Annotated in this window: 15 protein-coding genes; 8 read left to right on the top strand and 7 right to left on the bottom strand. The window is 72.3% G+C overall.

Features of this window, described 5'->3' with window-relative positions:
- The first annotated feature begins 47 nt into the window (after positions 1 to 47).
- From ACIO6U_RS29670 to ACIO6U_RS29650, 5 genes are read left to right on the top strand one after another with little or no spacing between them, the layout of a single operon-like run.
- Positions 48 to 2,504, top strand: a complete 2,457-nt coding sequence (locus ACIO6U_RS29670) for a nitrate- and nitrite sensing domain-containing protein (RefSeq protein WP_401723747.1) — start codon at positions 48 to 50, stop codon at positions 2,502 to 2,504.
- A gap of 26 nt (positions 2,505 to 2,530) precedes the next feature.
- The gene (locus ACIO6U_RS29665) at positions 2,531 to 3,019 is read left to right on the top strand and encodes a roadblock/LC7 domain-containing protein (RefSeq protein ID WP_355344428.1); all 489 of its coding nucleotides are present in this window, start codon (positions 2,531 to 2,533) and stop codon (positions 3,017 to 3,019) included.
- A complete protein-coding gene (locus ACIO6U_RS29660; protein WP_188281760.1) occupies positions 3,019 to 3,411 on the top strand; it encodes a DUF742 domain-containing protein in 393 nt (130 codons plus the stop codon). Before ACIO6U_RS29665 ends, ACIO6U_RS29660 begins: the two co-directional genes overlap by 1 nt.
- Complete coding sequence (locus ACIO6U_RS29655; RefSeq protein WP_355344424.1) at positions 3,392 to 4,000, top strand: ATP/GTP-binding protein; 609 nt, start codon at positions 3,392 to 3,394, stop codon at positions 3,998 to 4,000. The genes ACIO6U_RS29660 and ACIO6U_RS29655 overlap by 20 nt, the downstream gene beginning before the upstream one ends.
- Before the next feature lie 52 nt (positions 4,001 to 4,052).
- The gene (locus ACIO6U_RS29650; RefSeq protein ID WP_401723743.1) at positions 4,053 to 5,309 is read left to right on the top strand and encodes a styrene monooxygenase/indole monooxygenase family protein; all 1,257 of its coding nucleotides are present in this window, start codon (positions 4,053 to 4,055) and stop codon (positions 5,307 to 5,309) included.
- A gap of 37 nt (positions 5,310 to 5,346) precedes the next feature.
- Here ACIO6U_RS29650 and ACIO6U_RS29645 read toward each other — a convergent pair whose 3' ends face one another.
- The 5 genes from ACIO6U_RS29645 to ACIO6U_RS29625 form a co-directional block, all read right to left on the bottom strand.
- Positions 5,347 to 6,705, bottom strand: a complete 1,359-nt coding sequence (locus ACIO6U_RS29645) for an NlpC/P60 family protein (protein ID WP_401723740.1) — start codon at positions 6,703 to 6,705, stop codon at positions 5,347 to 5,349.
- Between the two features lie 293 nt (positions 6,706 to 6,998).
- Positions 6,999 to 8,675, bottom strand: coding sequence for a carbohydrate binding domain-containing protein (locus tag ACIO6U_RS29640; protein ID WP_355344415.1), 1,677 nt, complete (start codon positions 8,673 to 8,675; stop codon positions 6,999 to 7,001).
- 200 nt (positions 8,676 to 8,875) lie between these two features.
- Positions 8,876 to 9,139 carry a hypothetical protein gene (locus tag ACIO6U_RS29635; protein ID WP_355344412.1) on the bottom strand — a complete coding sequence of 88 codons (264 nt, stop codon included), beginning with the start codon at positions 9,137 to 9,139 and terminating at the stop codon, positions 8,876 to 8,878.
- Between the two features lie 46 nt (positions 9,140 to 9,185).
- Positions 9,186 to 9,920, bottom strand: a complete 735-nt coding sequence (locus ACIO6U_RS29630; protein WP_355344409.1) for a TetR/AcrR family transcriptional regulator — start codon at positions 9,918 to 9,920, stop codon at positions 9,186 to 9,188.
- Positions 9,921 to 10,009: 89 nt separating this feature from the next.
- A complete protein-coding gene (locus ACIO6U_RS29625; RefSeq protein WP_391161583.1) occupies positions 10,010 to 10,903 on the bottom strand; it encodes a diiron oxygenase in 894 nt (297 codons plus the stop codon).
- Positions 10,904 to 11,008: 105 nt separating this feature from the next.
- Here ACIO6U_RS29625 and ACIO6U_RS29620 point away from each other — a divergent pair, with 105 nt between their 5' ends.
- The 3 genes from ACIO6U_RS29620 (at position 11,009) to ACIO6U_RS29610 (ending at position 14,391) form a co-directional block, all read left to right on the top strand.
- Positions 11,009 to 12,118, top strand: a complete 1,110-nt coding sequence (locus tag ACIO6U_RS29620) for a ferritin-like domain-containing protein (protein ID WP_355344403.1) — start codon at positions 11,009 to 11,011, stop codon at positions 12,116 to 12,118.
- A 30-nt stretch (positions 12,119 to 12,148) separates the two neighbouring features.
- Positions 12,149 to 13,333 (top strand): CapA family protein, encoded by a 1,185-nt coding sequence (locus ACIO6U_RS29615; protein WP_401723734.1) that lies wholly within the window; start codon positions 12,149 to 12,151, stop codon positions 13,331 to 13,333.
- 215 nt (positions 13,334 to 13,548) lie between these two features.
- Positions 13,549 to 14,391, top strand: coding sequence for a polysaccharide deacetylase family protein (locus ACIO6U_RS29610; RefSeq protein WP_401723731.1), 843 nt, complete (start codon positions 13,549 to 13,551; stop codon positions 14,389 to 14,391).
- Between the two features lie 34 nt (positions 14,392 to 14,425).
- Here ACIO6U_RS29610 and ACIO6U_RS29605 read toward each other — a convergent pair whose 3' ends face one another.
- Positions 14,426 to 15,886 carry a peptidoglycan D,D-transpeptidase FtsI family protein gene (locus ACIO6U_RS29605; protein WP_401306412.1) on the bottom strand — a complete coding sequence of 487 codons (1,461 nt, stop codon included), beginning with the start codon at positions 15,884 to 15,886 and terminating at the stop codon, positions 14,426 to 14,428.
- Complete coding sequence (locus tag ACIO6U_RS29600; RefSeq protein WP_355344391.1) at positions 15,883 to 17,277, bottom strand: FtsW/RodA/SpoVE family cell cycle protein; 1,395 nt, start codon at positions 17,275 to 17,277, stop codon at positions 15,883 to 15,885. Before ACIO6U_RS29600 ends, ACIO6U_RS29605 begins: the two co-directional genes overlap by 4 nt.
- Positions 17,278 to 17,333: the final 56 nt, after the last annotated feature.

Genomic DNA, 17,333 nt, shown 5'->3' with positions numbered 1-17,333 from the left:
AGCGGAGGGTCCGGCAGCGTCTGCTCGCCGCCCTGCTCGTCTGCGCCGTGACCGTCCTGGCCGCCGCCGCTCCAGGCGTCGCCCTCGCGGTCCGCGACCTGTCGCGGGCCCAGGACCGGGCGGACGCGGCCCAGCTCACCACCCGCGCCACCGTGCTCGCCCACTCCCTCGCCGACGAGCGCGACGACCTCGCCGCCTTCGCCGCCGACGGCCGTGACGCGGCCAGCGGCGACGGCCTGCCGGAGGACAGCCGCTCCCGCGTCGACCGCCAGGTCCAGGACGTCGCCGCCGACGCCCCCGCCGGCCTGCGGACCGCGCTCGCCGCGCTGCCCCGCGTCCGGCAGGGCGCCCTCGGCGGCGACGGCGGCCCGCAGAGCGTCATCAGCGCCTACCAGCCGCTGCTCGACGCCCTCGGCAGGACCGCGGGCCCGGTCACCGCGCCGCTGACCCGCGCCGTCACCGCCGCCGCCGTCCAGCGCGGCCTGCTGGTCGCCGCGCTCACCGCGGGCGGCACCCAGCCGGAGCTGACCGCCGCGGCCCAGGTCGCCCACGTCCAGGAACAGGCCGCGCTCGCCGAATTCCGCGCCACGGCCCCCGCCGACCTGCGCGGCCAGTACGACCAGACCGTCACCGGCGCCGACACCGCGCAGGCCGACCGCGACCTCGCCCAGCTCCTCGACGGCGGGCAACTCACCCGCTCAGACCGGGCGCTGGGCGCGAAGCCGGTCAACGCGGCGCTGACCGCCAGGATCGGCCTGATGCGTACGGTCGAGGCGTCCGCCGCCACCGACGAGGCCCGCGCCGCCGCCCACGACCGCGACGACGACGTCACCGCGCTGGAGCTGCGGGCCGCGCTCGCCGCGCTCTGCCTGCTGCTCGTGGTGGGCGTCCTCGTCACCGTCTTCCGCAGCCTCACCCGCCCGCTGGCCGCGCTGCACCGCTGGTCCCGCGCCGACGCCGAGAGCGGCCAGGGCGCCGAGGTGACCGGCACCGACGAATTCGCCGCCGTCGCCCGCCGGGCCAACGCGCTGACGCAGGAGGCCCAGGCGCTGCGCTCGCGCTCCGCCGACCTGGCCGCCGACCGCATCCGCGCGCTCGGCGTGCACGGCGCGCTCTCCGCCGAGCGGGACACGCTGCTGCGCCGCCAGGACGAGCTGACCCGGCAGCTCGCCGCCGCCACCACGCAGGGCGCCGCGCAGCTCACCTACGTCAACCTCAGCCTGCGCACCCTCGGCCTGGTGGAGCGTCAACTCACCCTGATCGAGGGCCTGGAGGACCAGGAGCAGGAGCCGGACCGGCTGGAGACCCTGTTCAAGCTGGACCACCTCGCCACCCGCATGCGGCGCAACAGCGAGAATCTGCTGGTCCTCACCGGCACCGAGCACAGCCACGGCGCCGCCGCCCGCCCGGTCCCGCTGGTCGACGTGGCACGCGCCGCGATCTCCGAGATCGAGCGGTACGACCGGGTACGCATCCAGGTGCTCGCCGTCGCCCGGATCGCGGGCCGCGCCGCCGACGACATCAGCCACCTGCTGGCCGAACTCCTCGACAACGCCACCTCCTTCTCCGCCCCGCACGCCGAAGTGCACCTGTCCGGCTGGCTGCTGGAGAGCGGCGAGGTCATGCTGTCGGTCGAGGACGCGGGCATCGGCGTACCGCCGGAACGCCTCGGCGAGCTCAACGCGGTACTCGCCGACCCCGACCCGGCCCCGCCCGGCACGGTCTCCGGCATGGGCCTGTACGTGGTCTCCCGGCTCGCCCACCGGCACGGCGTCCGGGTGCAGTTGCGCCCGCAGAAGCTCGGCGGCACCGCCGCCGTCGTCGTGCTGCCGCGGGTCCTGCTCCCGGCCGCGCAGCCCGACGAGCAGCCCGCCACGCCGGTGGAGGCCGCGCTGGCGGGCGAGCCGATGCCCGCGGCCACGACGCCGCCCGGCGCCGGGGCCGACGCCCCGTCAGCCACGGACCCGGCCGCCGAAACCGCCATCGCCGCACCGGAGTTCGGCCGGGCGCCCGCGCCCGCCGCCGACCCGGCCGTACCGCGCCAGACCGAGCACACCCGCCCGGCTCCCGACGGCGGGACCGCGCCAGGACAGGGCGCCTCCCGGCCCCGGCACCGTAGGGTGTCCGCAGCCGACACGCCTGCCGCGCCCGTCGGCGGCAGCCTCACCGGCAAGGGGCTGCCGCAGCGGACCCCGCGCAGCACAGGTCTGACCGGAGAGCCCGCGACGCGCGAGCCGCAGCGCGGGGGACCGGTCGACGCCGAGGCGCTGCGGCGCAAACTGGGCGGTCTGCAAAGGGGATTGCAGGCCGGACGGCGGGACGTCGAGGAGGAGATCACCAGCGGATCAGGACCGGTCGCCGGGGCAGGAGTGGTGATACCGGAGCAGGGAGCCGGAGCGGGACCGGGAGCGGTGGAGGGCACCGCGGTCACGACCACGGACGTGCGAGGGGACGACCAGGGGGACGCAGGCCCAGCCGAAACCGTTGAGGAGGCGACCCGTTGAACGCGGTCGGCACGCAAACGAAGGACTTGAGTCATGAGGCGCGCAATCTCCAGTGGCTGTTGCAGAGCTTCGTCGAGGAGGTGCACGGCGTCCGCTCGGTCGCCGTGGTCTCCTCCGACGGCCTGCTGCTGATCACCTCGCACGCCGAGGCCGACGCGTCGCCGCCCCCCGCGCCGCCGGCCGACGAGGACCCGGCGGTCCCCGCCCCGCGGAAGAACCCCGCGGGGGACCGCGGCGACCTCGCCGCCGTCGTGTCGGGCCTGGCCTCCCTCACCGTCGGCGCGGCGAAGCTGATGGACGGCGGCAAGGTCCGGCAGACCACCGTCGCGATGAGCGACGGCGCGTTGTTCGTCATGTCGATCAGCGACGGCTCGCTGCTGGGCGTGCACGCGGGCGCCGACTGCGACATGAGCGTCATCGCCTACCACATGGCCCTGTTCGTCGGACGGGCCGGACACGTCCTGACCCCCGCACTGCGCAGTGAGCTGCGCCACGCCCTGGAGAGTGCCCGCTGATGCCGTCGCTGCCCCAACGCGGAGCCGACCGGCGCACCGCGCGCGTACGCCCGTACGCTTTGACCGGCGGTCGCACGCGGTTCGGCCATGTGCTCATGGTCGAGACGTTCGTGGCCACCGTTGACGGTCCGGGCGAACAACTCGCCCTCACCAGGGGCGACTGGGCCGAGCGCGTGATGCCCGAGCTGCGGGCGATCGTCGAACTGTGCCGCAGAATGCGGTCGGTGGCCGAGATCTCCGCACTCCTGCGGATGCCGCTCGGCGTCGTCCGTGTCCTGATCAGTGACCTGGCGGACCAGGGAAGGATCCGCGTGTACGGAACCGGGCACGGGCCCGGCAGCCCCGACCGCGCGCTGCTCGAAAGGGTGCTCAGTGGACTTCGCAGGCTCTGACCAGCAGGACGGCCTGCAAGAGTGGCAGAAGGAACGCGGCAGGGCGCCGGTCTCCACGAAGATCGTGGTGGCGGGCGGCTTCGGCGTGGGCAAGACCACCTTCGTCGGCGCCGTCTCCGAGATCGCACCGCTCACCACCGAGGCGGTGATGACCCAGGCCAGCGAGGCCGTCGACGACCTCGCCGCCACTCCCGACAAGACCACCACCACGGTGGCCATGGACTTCGGCCGGATCACCCTGGACCAGGACCTGGTGCTGTACGTCTTCGGCACGCCGGGACAGCAGCGCTTCTGGTTCATGTGGGACGACCTCGTGCGCGGCGCGATAGGCGCGGTCGTGCTCGCCGACACCCGCCGACTGGCCGACTGCTTCCCGGCGTTGGACTACTTCGAGGGCACCGGTCTGCCCTACACGGTGGCCGTCAACCAGTTCGAGGGCACGGCGCAGTACACCCCGGACGACGTCCGTGAGGCACTGGCCGTACCCGCCCACATCCCCGTATTGGTGATCGACGCTCGCAAGCGGTATTCAGTGGTGGAGGCGCTGCTGGCGCTGGTCGGGCACGCGCTGTCCGAACAGCCCATGTAGTGGCCGCGGTTGCCGCCGCGTTACGAAGTCCATCGACCTGAAGCGAGCCGTTGTGCGCAAGATACTCATCGTCGGAGCCGGGCAGGCCGGGCTCCAACTCGCCCTGGGCCTCCAGTCCCAGGGCTATGACGTCACCGTGATGTCCAACCGGACCGCCGACGAGATACGCGGCGGCCGGGTGATGTCCACCCAGTGCATGTTCGCCACCGCGCTCCAGCACGAACGCGACCTCGGGCTGAACTTCTGGGAGGACCAGGCGCCGCGCATCGAGGGACTGGGCGTCTCCGTCTCCGCGCCCGACGCCTCACGGCCGATCGACTGGGTGGGCAGGCTGCGCGGTCACGCGCAGTCCGTCGACCAGCGGGTGAAGATGGCCGGCTGGATGGAGACCTTCGCCGAGCGCGGCGGCAAGCTCGTCATCCACGGTGTGGCCGTATCGGATCTGGACTACTTCTCCCGCGCCTACGACCTGGTGCTGGTGGCCGCGGGCAAGGGCGAGATCGTCTCCATGTTCCGCCGGGACGCCGCCCGTTCGCCCTACGACGCCCCCCAGCGGGCGCTCGCGGTGTCGTATGTGCACGGACTCGGGCCGCGCCCCGAGCACCCCGACTTCTTCGCGGTGCGCTGCAATCTGGTGCCGGGCGTCGGCGAGTTGTTCGTGATGCCGACACTGACCACCTCGGGCCCGGCCGACATACTCTTCTGGGAGGGCGTGCCCGGCGGCCCGGTCGACGTCTTCCAGGGCGTCAAGGACCCCGCGGAGCAGCTCCGCCTCACACTTGACCTGATGCGCCGCTTCACGCCGTGGGAGTACGACCGGGCGGGCTCGGTCGAGCTGACCGACGCGGGCGGCACGCTCGCCGGGCGGTACGCGCCGACCGTGCGCGAGCCGGTCGGTGAACTGCCCTCGGGCGGGCTGGTTCTGGGCGTCGCGGACGTCGTGGTGGCCAACGACCCGATCACCGGCCAGGGTTCCAACAACGCCGCCAAGTGCGCGGCCTCGTACTTGGCGAGCATCGTCGAGCGCGGCGAGCTGCCCTTCGACCGCGCGTGGATGCAGAGCGCCTTCGACCGCTACTGGGACCACGCGGCGCCGGTCACCAAGTGGACCAACGCGATGCTCGCGCCGCCGCCGGAGCACGTCCTCGGCCTGATCGGCGCGGCGGGCGGGCTCCAGCCGGTCGCCGACCGCTTCGCCAACGGCTTCGACGACCCGGCCGACTACGAGGAGTGGTTCTTCGACCCGGAGCGCGCCGGGGCGTATCTCGCCGAGGCGCAGGCCGCGGCGGGCGCCGGGCCCTCCGCCTAGGCGTCGGACCCGGCTCCCACGATCCGCCGGACAGGCCCTAGCTCGCGCCCCCGCTCCCGGTGGCGGAGGGCGTGGGCGTCGGGCCGCCGGACGGGGTGTCCGAGGGCGTCGGCGTCGGGGTGATCCTCGGCGGCGGCGTGCTCTCGCCCGGGGTCGGCCGGGTGACGGGACCCGTGGAGTGCGGCGGCGGCGTGGCCGGCGCGGTGCCGGTCGACCCGCCGGAGGTCCTGGGCTTGGGCGCCGGGGGCGTCACCTGCGGGCTGAACGGCGTCGGCTGCTCGGCCTGCTTGGGGATCTTCGGCAGGGTGTAGTCCCCGGCCGGGGCGCTGCCGAGGTCGGGGCGGACGGCGCCCAGTATCGGGTTGGCGGCGATCGGCGAGACCTTCACCACCGAGCCGGGGCGCGGCGCCTGGACCACCAGTCCGTCGCCGATGTAGATCGCCACATGGGTGGCGCCGGAGAAGTAGATCACCAGGTCGCCGGGGCGCAGCAGTTCGAGCGGCACGTGCGGGAGCCGCGCCCACTGCTCCTGGCTGGTGCGCGGGATGGTCACCCCGGCGTGCGACCACGCCTGCGAGGTCAGCCCCGAGCAGTCGAAGGAGTCCGGACCCTGCGCGCCCCACACATACGGCTTGCCGAGCTGCATGAAGGCGTAGCTGATGGCCCGCTTCCCCGCGTCGGACGGCAGGCGGCTGTCGGCGTCGGAACCCAGCGCCTTGGAGTCGAGGAACTCCTGCTGCGCCTTGTTGACGCCCTTTTCCTCCAGCGACTGCAATTCGCTGATCTGCACGCCGGTGAGCCCGGCCAGTATCGACTCGACCTCCTGGAGGCGCTTTTCCACCGTGTTCTTCTGCGCCTGCTGGACGGCCAGCGCGGACTGCGCCTTGTCCAGCGCCTGCTGCGCCTGGGTGTTCAGCTCGTTCAGCCGCTGCTCGCCGCTGGTCAGCTCGGCCAGCACGTCCTGCTGGTGATCGGCGGCCCGGTCCAGGACGTGCCGCTGCCCGAAGAAGTCCTGCGGGGTCTGGCCGGTCAGCATCGACAGGTACGGCGACACGCTGCCGTCCTTGTACATCTGGCGGGCCATCAGACCCACCTCGTCGCGCTTGTCCGCGACCGAGACCCGCTGGTCGGCGAGTTGTGCGTCGACCTGGTCGGCCTGGGCGCGCTGCCGGTCGGCGGTCTCCTTGGCCTTGTTGAACGACTCGGTCGCCGTCTCCGTCTGCGCGTAGAGGGTCTGGAGCCTGGTCAGCAGATCGGGCAGCGAGACCTCCGCCGCGGGCGGTGGGTCGTAGGGTCGCGCCGCCGCCTGCTGGGCCGGCAGAGCGAGTGCCGCGGCGGCGAGCAGAGTGCCGCAGACCGCGGCCGAACGCAGCCACCTCCTGGTACCTCGGGCCACTGACTACCCCTCATCTCCCGTAACCGGTCGGTAACACGCTACGCGATCCGCATCCTGCCACGAATTGTCATATGTTCGACAGAGGGAATAGGCGATTCCGCGCAACCCGGTCACTCTCACAGGTGATCTTCGCCGTGCGATCACCTTCCGGACATAAAAAGCGTACGGCCCGGTCACCGCCCTCGGCGGCCGGGCCGTACGCGTTTCAGGAGCCGTCACCGGCTCGGTCGAAGGCCGGCCGACGGATCGGCCGAGGGGTCAGCCGACGGATCGGCGGGGGATCTGCGGGCGGTTCAGCCGAAGTAGCTGGTGAAGTTCTTCTGGAATTCCCAGTTGCTGAACTTGTCCCAGTTCACCGACCACGTCATCAGGCCGCGCAGCGCGGGCCAGGTGCCGTGGGTGGTGTAGCCGCCGCAGTTGGTCTTCTTGGTCAGGCAGTCGAGCGCCTGGTCGACGGCGGCCGGGGCGGTGTAGCCGTTGCCCGCGTTGACCGAGGCGGGCAGGCCGATCGCGACCTGCGAGGGGGCGAGCGCCGGGAACATGTTGGCGGTGTTGCCCGCCACCGGGAAGCCGGTGAGGAGCATGTCGGTCATCGCGATGTGGAAGTCCGCGCCGCCCATGGAGTGGTACTGGTTGTCCAGGCCCATGATCGAGCCGGAGTTGTAGTCCTGGACGTGCAGCAGCGTCAGGTCGTTGCGCATCGCGTAGATCACCGGCAGGTACGCGCCGCAGCGCGGGTCCTGGCCGCCCCACGGGCCCGAGCCGTAGTACTGGTAGCCCATCTGGACGAAGAACGTCTCGGGCGCCATCGTCAGCACGAAGCCGCTGCCGTACTTGGCCTTGAGCGTCTTCAGCGCCGAGATCAGGTTGACGATCACCGGGGTGGTCGGGTTCTTGAAGTCGGTGTCACCGGTGTTCAGGGACAGCGAGTGGCCCTCGAAGTCGATGTCGATGCCGTTCAGGCCCCAGGTGTCGATGATGCCGCTCACCGAGGAGACGAAGGCGTCGCGGGCGGCCGTCGTGGTGAGCTGCACCTCGCCGTTCGCGCCGCCGATGGACAGCAGCACCTTCTTGCCCTTGGCCTGCTTGGCCTTGATCGCGGCCTTGAAGTCCGCGTCGGACTCCACTCCCGGGCACTCGCTGGCCGAGCAGCGGGTGAAGTGGATGCTGCCCGAGGTCGGCGAGCTGGTCTCGCCGAACGCCAGGTCGATGATGTTCCAACTGTCCGGCACGTCCGCCAGCTTGGTGTAGCCGGAGCCGTTGGCGAACGTCTCGTGCAGATAGCCGACCAGCGCGTGGGTGGGCAGTCCGCCGGAGGGCGGGGGCGAGGTCGGGGGAGTGGTCGGCGGCGTCGTGGGAGGCGTCGTCGGCGGGGTGGTGGGGGGAGTGGTCGGGGGCGTCGTCGGCGGAGTCGTGGGCGGCGTGGTCGGCGGGGTCGTGGGCGGCGTGGTCGTGCCGCTGCCGGGGCCCTGGAGCGAGACGTCGTCGGCGAGGTACGCGGGCTGGCCGTACCAGCCGTGCACGTAGACCGCCGCGCTGGTCTGGCTCGCGCCGGTGGTGAAGGACACGCTCAGCGCCGCGTAGCCGCTGCCCGTGCCGGGCGTCCACGTACTGGTGCCGCCGTCCACGCCGAGGTAGACGTACGCGCCCTTGACCTGGGCGGTCAGGGTGTACGTGGTGTTCGGCGCGACGGACACGTTCTGCTTGCACTGCGCGGTGCCGCTCGCGCTCGGGGTGCCCTGGAGGGCGTAAGTGCCGCTGTGCGCCTGGCCGCTGACGACGGCGGCGGTGCCCGCGTCGCAGCTCCAGCCGGACAGGCCGCCGGTCTCGAAGCCGCCGTTGGTCAGGAACTCGCCCGCGCTGGCGGACGGGGCGAGCGCCACGAGCCCGCCGAGCGCGACGGCGCCCGCGAGGGTGGCGGAGGCGGCGATGAAGGTTCTGCGTCTGTTGCGCGGTGCGGTGGAGAGCATGGGGGGATGCTCCTTCGGTGAGGACGGCGCATGTCACCGCGCAGCAAACAGGTCCAGACCAATGCGTGTCAATGGTCCGGACCAATACCCGGCCCTTTGACCTGTGGAACCGTCCGGTTCTGCCGCCTTTGCGCCGCACGCCGCGCGGCCCGGTCCGACGCGATGTCCCGCGTGGCCGCGCGGGCCCGTCCGGCGGGGCGTCAGGCGCCTTTGCGCCAGGGCCACTTGGGGCCGTCCGGGCGGTTGCCCTCCGGGTCGTACACGAAGACCCAGCGGGTACGGCGGGAGCCGCGCGGGCCGGGGCTGGGCTCGCGGTGGTAGACGTGCACCACCGGCGGACCGCCCTCGGGCGTGGGTACGGGCACGGTGTAGACGCGCGGCGGCTGCCCGGTCATCCCGGCGAGCACGCCGAGCACCCGCCCGTCCAGCGGGCCCCCGACGAATTCCGTGTCCTCGTGTCTCACCCGCTCAGGATGGCACGGCGGGCGGCGCGGGGTTCCCCGGTCGGGGTCAGGAGGGGTCGGGGAGCAGATGTGCGACCGCGTCCGCGATCGGCGCGAGCCGCCGCGCCAGCCCGCCAGCCGGGCTGCTCGGGGTCTCCAGCGCCAGCGCGCGGGCGGCGGCCTCCGCGGCCTCCGGGTCGGTCGTCGCGGTCACCAGCAGCAGCCCGATGAAGTGGTCCACCAGCCACGCCCGCAGCTCCGCGACCGGCGGCTGCTTGCCCTCGTCCAGCCAGATCAGCGATATCGCCTCCACGCAGGCGATCCACGACCTGACCATCATCGCCAGCCGCGGCCCCGGCGCCGTCACCCCGAGGTGGTGCAGCACCTGCTCCGCGGCCCTGCGCCGTACGTCGTCCACGATCGCGTCCGTACGGCTGGTCTCGGCGACGCTGCCGCCGCGCAGCAGCGCCCCGTACGCCGCGTCGTGCTCGTCCACATACGCCAGGTAGCGGTCCAGCGCGTCCGCGAGCCGTTCGGTGGGCGGCCCCTGCGAGGGGACGCCGAAGCGGCCGATCAGCTCCTGCGCCGCGTCGTGCACCGCGGCCTCGTACAACTGCTGCTTGCCGCCGGGGAAGTAGCGGTAGACCAGCGGCCGGGAGACCCCGGCCGCCGCCGCGACGTCGTCGACCGACACGTCCTCCGGCCGCCGGTGGCCGAACAGGTCGACGGCGGCGGCCAGCAACTGCGTACGGCGCTGCTCGACGCTCATCCGGCGGTATGCGGGCGCCGCGCTGCTGGTCATGTCCAGCAGACTATCCGCCCGCACACGTGAACGGGTCCGCCCGGGCGCGGGGCTTCGCACGGGTGTCCGGGTCCGCGGGCGCGGCCGGGTCAGCCGAGCAGTCCGGACGAGCGCCACAGCTTGCGGCTCGGGCCCTTGATCAGCCCGATCTCGTCCAGGAAGTCCATCAGCCGCTTCGCCGACTGCCGCATCACCTCGCGGCGGTGCGGGCTGGTGCGGGCCGCCTCGGCCGCCTGGACGGGGTCGAGGCCCACCGACGCGTAGACCTGCGGGCTGATCAGCGAACGGGCGATGGTCCTGGCGGCCTGCGCGGAGGTCAGCCGGGTGAATTCGACCTCCCAGCGCGGCGCCGTCACCATCTGGCGGCGCAGCTCCTCGCGGGCGTAGCGGATGTGCCGGGCCTCCTCGACCACGTGAATCCGGGTCACGCCCTGGACGAAGGGCTGCACGCGGTCGTCGGGGAAGGTCAGCCGCTGCATCCAGTCCAGGATCTCCTCGGCCAGCAGCGTGCCGGTGAAGGCGCCGGGCGTGGTGGACACCGTCTTGATCAGCCGGCCGAGATTGTGGTCGAGCCTGCTGGGGCGGTAGGTGGGCGTGCCCATCTTCGTCACGGCCCGCGCGAACATCTTCGAGTGCCGGCACTCGTCGGCGATCTCCGTCAGCGCGTACCGCACATGGTTGCTGGTCGGGTCCAGGTCGTAGGTGTGCCGCAGCAGGAGCTGCATCAGGATCGTCTCGAACCACACGCCGATCGAGCACAGCGACGCCGCCTCGTGGCGGCTCAGCTCGACACGCTGCTCCTGCGACATCCGCTTCCACAGCGGGGTGTCGTACAGCGACACCAGCTCCGGCGGCCAGAACCACTTGCCTTCCTCGAAGGGCGCGTCCCAGTCCAGCTCGGTGTCCGGGTCGAACGAGTGCTTGGCGGACGCGGCCAGCAGCCGCTCCGCGGTCTTCTCGCGGTCGATCAGGCTGGTGTCCATCGTGAAGTGGCCTCCGGCGCATGAGGGTTACCTGCGGTACGACTCTTATGAGACTCTGTGTCAACAAGCCCGTCAAGACCCCGCGCACGTGGAATGGAGCCGCCGATGTCGACGGAAGCCCTGTACACGCAACCGCCCACCGAGTGGATCTGGCAGGTCCCGGCCCAGGGCGCCGCCCGCTTCTCCTGGGAGTACGGCGACGGCCGCGAACGCCTGCTCGCCCTCTACCAGAAGGGCAAGGACAAGCAGTGGGACGCGGCCAAGCGCATCGCCTGGGACCTGGAGGTCGACCCGTACGACCCGCTCGGCACCCCCGACGAGGCCATGTCCATCTACGGCAGCCGCTACTGGGATGCGATGAACGCCCGCGACCGCGGGCTGCTGCGGCAGCACTACACCTCCTGGCAGTTCAGCCAGTTCCTCCACGGCGAGCAGGGCGCGATGATCTGCGCCGCCCGGATCGTGGAGTCCGTCCCCGACCTCGACGCGAAGTTCTACTCCGCCACCCAGACCATGGACGAGGCCCGGCACGCCGAGATCTACGGCCGCTTCCTCCAGGACAAGGTCGGGATGGTCTACCCGATCAACGACAACCTCCAGGCGCTGCTCGGCGACACCCTGCGCGACGCGCGCTGGGACATGCCCTACCTCGGCATGCAGGTGCTCATCGAGGGCCTGGCGCTCGCCGCCTTCGGCATGATCCGCGACACCACCACCAAGCCGCTGCCCAAGCAGATCCTGGCCTACGTCATGCAGGACGAGGCCCGGCACGTCGCCTTCGGACGGATGGCGCTGCGCGACTACTACAAGCAGCTCACCGACGCGGAACTGCGCGAGCGCGAGGACTTCGTCATCGAGGGCTGCTACCTGATGCGCGACCGGCTGCGCGGCCTCGAAGTCCTGGAGAACTTCGGCATCCCCACCGCCGAGGCCGCCGAGATGACCGAACGCTCCGAATTCCTGCACCTGTTCCGCAAGCTGCTCTTCAGCCGCATCGTGCCGTGCGTGAAGGACATCGGCCTGTGGGGACCCCGGCTCCAGAAGGCGTACCTCGACATGGGCGTCTTCGACCTCGGTGACTCCAACCTCGACCAGCTCATGGACGAGGACGAGGAGATCGCGGAGAAACTCGACGCGGAACGCTTCGCCGCCGAGGAGCAGGCCCGCGTGGCCGAGGTCACCGACGCCATCGCGCAGGGGGCGGCCCCGCACTGACCTACGGCGAGCGGATCGTACGCTTGTCCGATGAACGAGGGAGCCGGACCGGAATCGCGGCGCGAGACCCGCCGGGCCAGAGCACGCCGCCGACGCAGAAACACCGTCGTCGGCGGTACGGCGCTGCTGCTCGTCGCCGCCGGTTCCCTGTACGTGGCCTACGGCCGCGGCGGCTCCACCGAGGCCGGACCCGCACCGGACTCGCGCACCGCCACGACCGGCGGCGCCGCGCCCTCCTCGACGCCGACGGCGGCCGCCGCCGCGCGTCCGGCCGAGCCCGTCGGCACCGTGACCCTCGCCTTCGCCGGGGACGTGCACTTCACCGAGCGGACGGCGAACCGGCTCGGCATCGACCCGGCGCTCGGGCCGATGTCGACGGCGCTGGCCGCCGCCGACTTCTCGATGGTCAACCTGGAGTCCGCGATCACCACGCGCGGCACCCCGCAGCCGAAGAAGTACCACTTCAGGACCGGCCCCGACGCGCTCGCCGCGCTCCAGCGGTCCGGCGTCGACGCCGTCACCATGGCCAACAACCACGCCGTGGACTACGGCGCCCAGGGCCTGGCCGACAGCCTCGCGGCCAAGCGCGTGGCGCCGGTCCCCGTGGTCGGCATCGGCGCCGACGCGGCGCAGGCGTACCGCCCGTACACCGAGACGGTCAACGGCGTACGCCTCGCGGTCGTCGCCGCCAGCCAGGTCTACGACATCACCAACGAGAACTTCCGGGCCACCGCCACCGCCCCCGGCATCGCCTCCGCGCTCGACCGCCCCCGGCTGCTGAAGGCGGTCAGGGACGCCAAGGCGCACGCCGACGTCGTGGTGGTCTATCTGCACTGGGGCACCGAGGGCCAGAGCTGCCCGGGGCCCGAGCAGAAGTCGATCGCGGCCGACCTGTCGGCGGCCGGGGCCACCGCGGTGGTCGGCACCCACGCCCATGTGATGCTCGGCTCCGGCATGCTGGGCCCGACCTATGTGGCCTACGGGTTCGGCAACTTCCTCTGGTACGGCTCCTCGCCGTACCCGCACTCCGACGAGACCGGCGTCACCACACTGACCGTCCGCCGCGGCAAGGTCACCCGCGCCGTCTTCGCGCCCGCCCTCGTCGACGGCGCGGGCGTACCGCAGCCGCGGACCGGCGCGGCGGGGCAGCGGATCACCGACCGGTACGAGCAGTTGCGCCGGTGCACCGGGCTGACGTCGCCACCAGGGAGTTAGCCGGACGTCCGGGTTCTGTAACGGCAGTGTCGCCGACGTGCCCATGGCGGAACCGACGCGGAGGCAGCAGCATCTATTCGGTCGCGGAGCCGGGGGGACGGCCGGCCGTGCGGACAGCGCGTGGAACACGGCGCGGACCGGGTCGATGGAATCAACGAGGCGGGCGGGTACAGACGATGACCGGAGGGCGATTCTCGGTGGGGCGACTGAGGACGATGCCGCAGGCGGCGGCCATCACGATGGCGGTCCTGGTGGTGGTGATCGCGTCGGTGGCCACCGCGGTCCTGGCACACGGGCACGGCAAGGCGTCGGCGAACAACGGCACCGGCGTCATCGGCGGGGTGAACGGCGGCGGCAAGGGCGGCGGCAACGGGAGCGACGGCGGCGGTACGGGCGCGGGTTCGACCGGCCCGTCCAGTACGCCCACCAGCCACATACCCACCGTGGCCGCGGTGCCCGACACGATCGTGCACGCGCCGGAAGCCGCGGGCAAGGCCGTCAACATCACCATCGACGACGGACCCGACCCGGTCTGGACGCCCAAGGTGCTCGACGTCCTCAAGCAGCACGGCGTCCACGCCACCTTCTGCATGATCGGCCCGCAGGCCAAGGCCCACCCCGATCTCGTACGCGCCGTCGTCGCCGCGGGACACCGGCTGTGCGACCACACCGTGACCCACGACGAGTCGATGGACCACAAGCCCTTCGCGTACCAGCAGAAGGAGATCATGGACGCCTACGCCATGATCGAGGAAGCCTCGGGCGGCGCGCCCGTGCAGTACTACCGCGCCCCCGGCGGCGCCTTCACCCCGGCCAGCCGCGCGCTCGCCGCCCAGCACGGCATGCGCCCGCTCGGCTGGAACGTCGACACCAAGGACTACACCAAGCCCGGCGTCGGCACGATCGTGCAGACCATCAAGTACGAGCTGAGCAACGGCCCGACGATCCTCTTCCACGACGGCGGCGGCGACCGCGAGCAGACCGTGGACGCGCTGGAGCAGATCCTGCCCTGGCTCAAGGGGCAGGGCTACGCCTTCAGCTTCCCCAAGGTGAAGTGACCGCCGTCGCACGGTACTTGTCCCCGACGGCACGTCAGCGCGCGTTCAGCACCGCCTGCATGACCGCCCGCGCGACGGGCGCCGCGTTCCCGCCGCCGGAGATGTCCGCCCGCACCGCCTCCGCGTCCTCGACGACCACCGCCACCGCCACCGACGCCTGCGTACCGCCCGGCGGCTTCGCGTAGGAGATGAACCAGGCGTACGGCGTCCCGGTGTTGTCCACACCGTGCTGCGCGGTGCCGGTCTTGCCGCCGACGACGACACCGGGGATCGCCGCGTTGGTGCCGGTGCCGTCGGTGACCACCGCCTCCATCAGCTGCTGGAGCTGCCGCGCGGTGCCCTCGCTCATCGCCCGGTGCAGCGTCCGGGGCCCGTCGGCGGAGACCGTCGCCCCGCTGTGGTTGGTCACCGAGTCCACCAGGTACGGCGCCATCAGCACCCCGCCGTTGCCGACCGCCGCCGCCACCATCGCCATCTGCAACGGCGTCGCGGTCGTGTCGAACTGCCCGATCGAGGAGAGCGCCACCTGGTCGGGGCTCATCCGCGTGTCGAAGTTGCTCTTCGCGACGGACGGCGGAATCCGCAGCCGCGTGTCGTTGAAGCCGAACGCCTGCGCCTGCGCCCGCATCCCGGCCAGCCCCACGTCGGCGCCCAGCTTGGCGAAGACGGTGTTGCACGACACCCGGAAGGCGTCGTACATGCTGGCGTCGGCGCAGCCGCCGCCCTCGTTGGTGAGCGTGGCCGTCGAACCCGGCAGCCGGTACGGATCGGGCGAGCGCGTCGGCGCCAGCAGATCGGTGACCTTGCCGCTCTGGAGCGCGGCGGCGGCCGTGACGACCTTGAACGTCGAACCCGGCGGATACGTCTGCCGGATCGCCCGGTCCAGCATCGGCTGACTTGTGTCCGTGTTCATCCGCGTCCACGCGTCGTTCACCGCCGCGCCGGTGCCCGACAGCGCCGCCGGGTCGTAGGACGGCGACGACACCAGCGCCAGAATCCGCCCGGTCGCCGGATCCACCGCGGCCACCGCGCCCCTGCGGCCCGCGAGGCCGGTGTACGCCGCCCGCTGCGCCGCCGCGTCGATCGTGGTGTGCACATCGCCGCCGCGCTGCCGCGCCCGGGTGATCTCGTTCCACAGCGGCACCGACGCCAACTGCGAGGCCGTGCCCGACAGCACCCCGTCCTCGGTGCCCTCCAGCAGCGTCGTGCCGTACGTCTGCGAGGCGAAGCCGGTCACCGGCGCGTACAGCGGCCCGTCGGCGTACGTCCGCTGGTACCTCAACTGGCCGCCCGCGTCGCGTGATCCGGTCACCGGGGAGCCGCCGACGAGGATGTCGCCGCGCGGCTGGTGGTAACGGGTGATCGCGATCCGCCGGTTGGCCGGGTTGCCGTCGTACGCGGACGCCTTGACGACCTGCACCCGCGCCGCGTTGAGCAGCAGCGCGACCAGCAGCAGGAAGCAGAAGGCGGCGGCGTGCCGCACACAGCGGATCACCGGGTCCGCTCCAGCGGCGCGAGCTGGTCCGGCGGCCCCTCGGGCAGATCGGGCGCCGGGCGGCGGGCGCTGTCGCTGAGCCGGATCAGCAGCGCCACGATGATCCAGTTGGTCACGACGGACGAGCCGCCCTGCGCGAGGAACGGCATCGCCATGCCCGTCATCGGGATCAGGTCCATCACCCCGCCGGTGATCACGAAGACCTGGAGCGCCAGGATCGAGGCCAGGCCGACCGCGAGCAGCCGCCCGAAGGGGTCGCGCAGCGCGAGCCCGGCCCGGAAGCCGCGCGCCACCAGCAGCGCGTACAGCAGGAGCAGCGCGGTCAGTCCGAACAGGCCCAGCTCCTCGCCCGCGGTGGCCAGGATGAAGTCCGACTTCGCGGCGAAGCCGATCAGCGCGGAGTGGCCCTGGCCGAGCCCGGTGCCGAGCACCCCGCCGTTGGCGAAGGCGAACAGCGACTGCGAGATCTGGTTGGGGCCGATGCCCGCGTCGATGGTCGCGAAGGGGTGCAGCCAGTCCTGCACCCTGCTGTGCACGTGCGGCTCCAGCGCGCCGACCGCGCACGCGCCCACCCCGGCGAGCAGCAGCCCCACGGCGATCCACCCGGTGCGCCCGGTCGCCACGTACAGCATGATCACGAACAGGCCGAAGAAGAGCAGCGAGGTGCCCAGGTCGCGCTCGACCACCAGGACGCCGACGCTGAGCAGCCAGATCGCCACCACCGGGCCCAGCACGCGGCCGGTGGGCAGTTGCAGCCGCCACACCCGGCGGCCCGCGTACGCCAGCGCCGCGCGGTTGGCCGACAGGTAGGCGGCGAAGAAGACCGCGAGCAGCACCTTGGCGAACTCGCCCGGCTGGAAGGAGAATCCGGCGACCCTGATCCAGATCTTCGCGCCGTTGATCGCGGGGAAGAAGATCGGCAGCACCATGAGCAGCAGCGCGGCGGTCACGCTGATGTACGCGTAGCGGGCCGGTGTCCTGTGGTCGCGCAGCGCCAGCACCACCGCGATGAACAGCGCCACCCCGAGCGTGGACCAGATCAGCTGGGTGGGCGCCGCCCGGCCGCCGAGCACCGGCTCCAGGTCGAGGCGGTAGATCAGCACCAGGCCGAAGCCGTTGAGCAGCACGGCGATCGGCAGCAGCAGCGGATCGGCGTAGGGGGCGCGGGCCCGGACCGCGAGGTGGGCCAGGAGCGCGAGCACGCCGAGGCCCGCCCCGTAGGCCGCGGCGTCGGGCGGCACCGCGCCGTTCCTGGCCAGGCCGACCTCGGCGTAGCCGTACACCGAGATCAGTACCGCGGCGACGATCAGCGACAGCTCCACACCGCGGCGGCGGGGCATCCGCAGGGCGGCCGGGGGAGCGTCCGCCGCCGCGGCGCTGGTTGCGCTCATGGGCTGCAACCTAGCAAGGGGTGGGGTGTATGTCCCTTAAGTCGGCTTCCCGGTGG

Source organism: Streptomyces sp. NPDC087422 (assembly GCF_044744145.1).
GTDB lineage: Bacteria > Actinomycetota > Actinomycetes > Streptomycetales > Streptomycetaceae > Actinacidiphila.
This window is presented reverse-complemented; position numbering and strand designations above follow the sequence as displayed.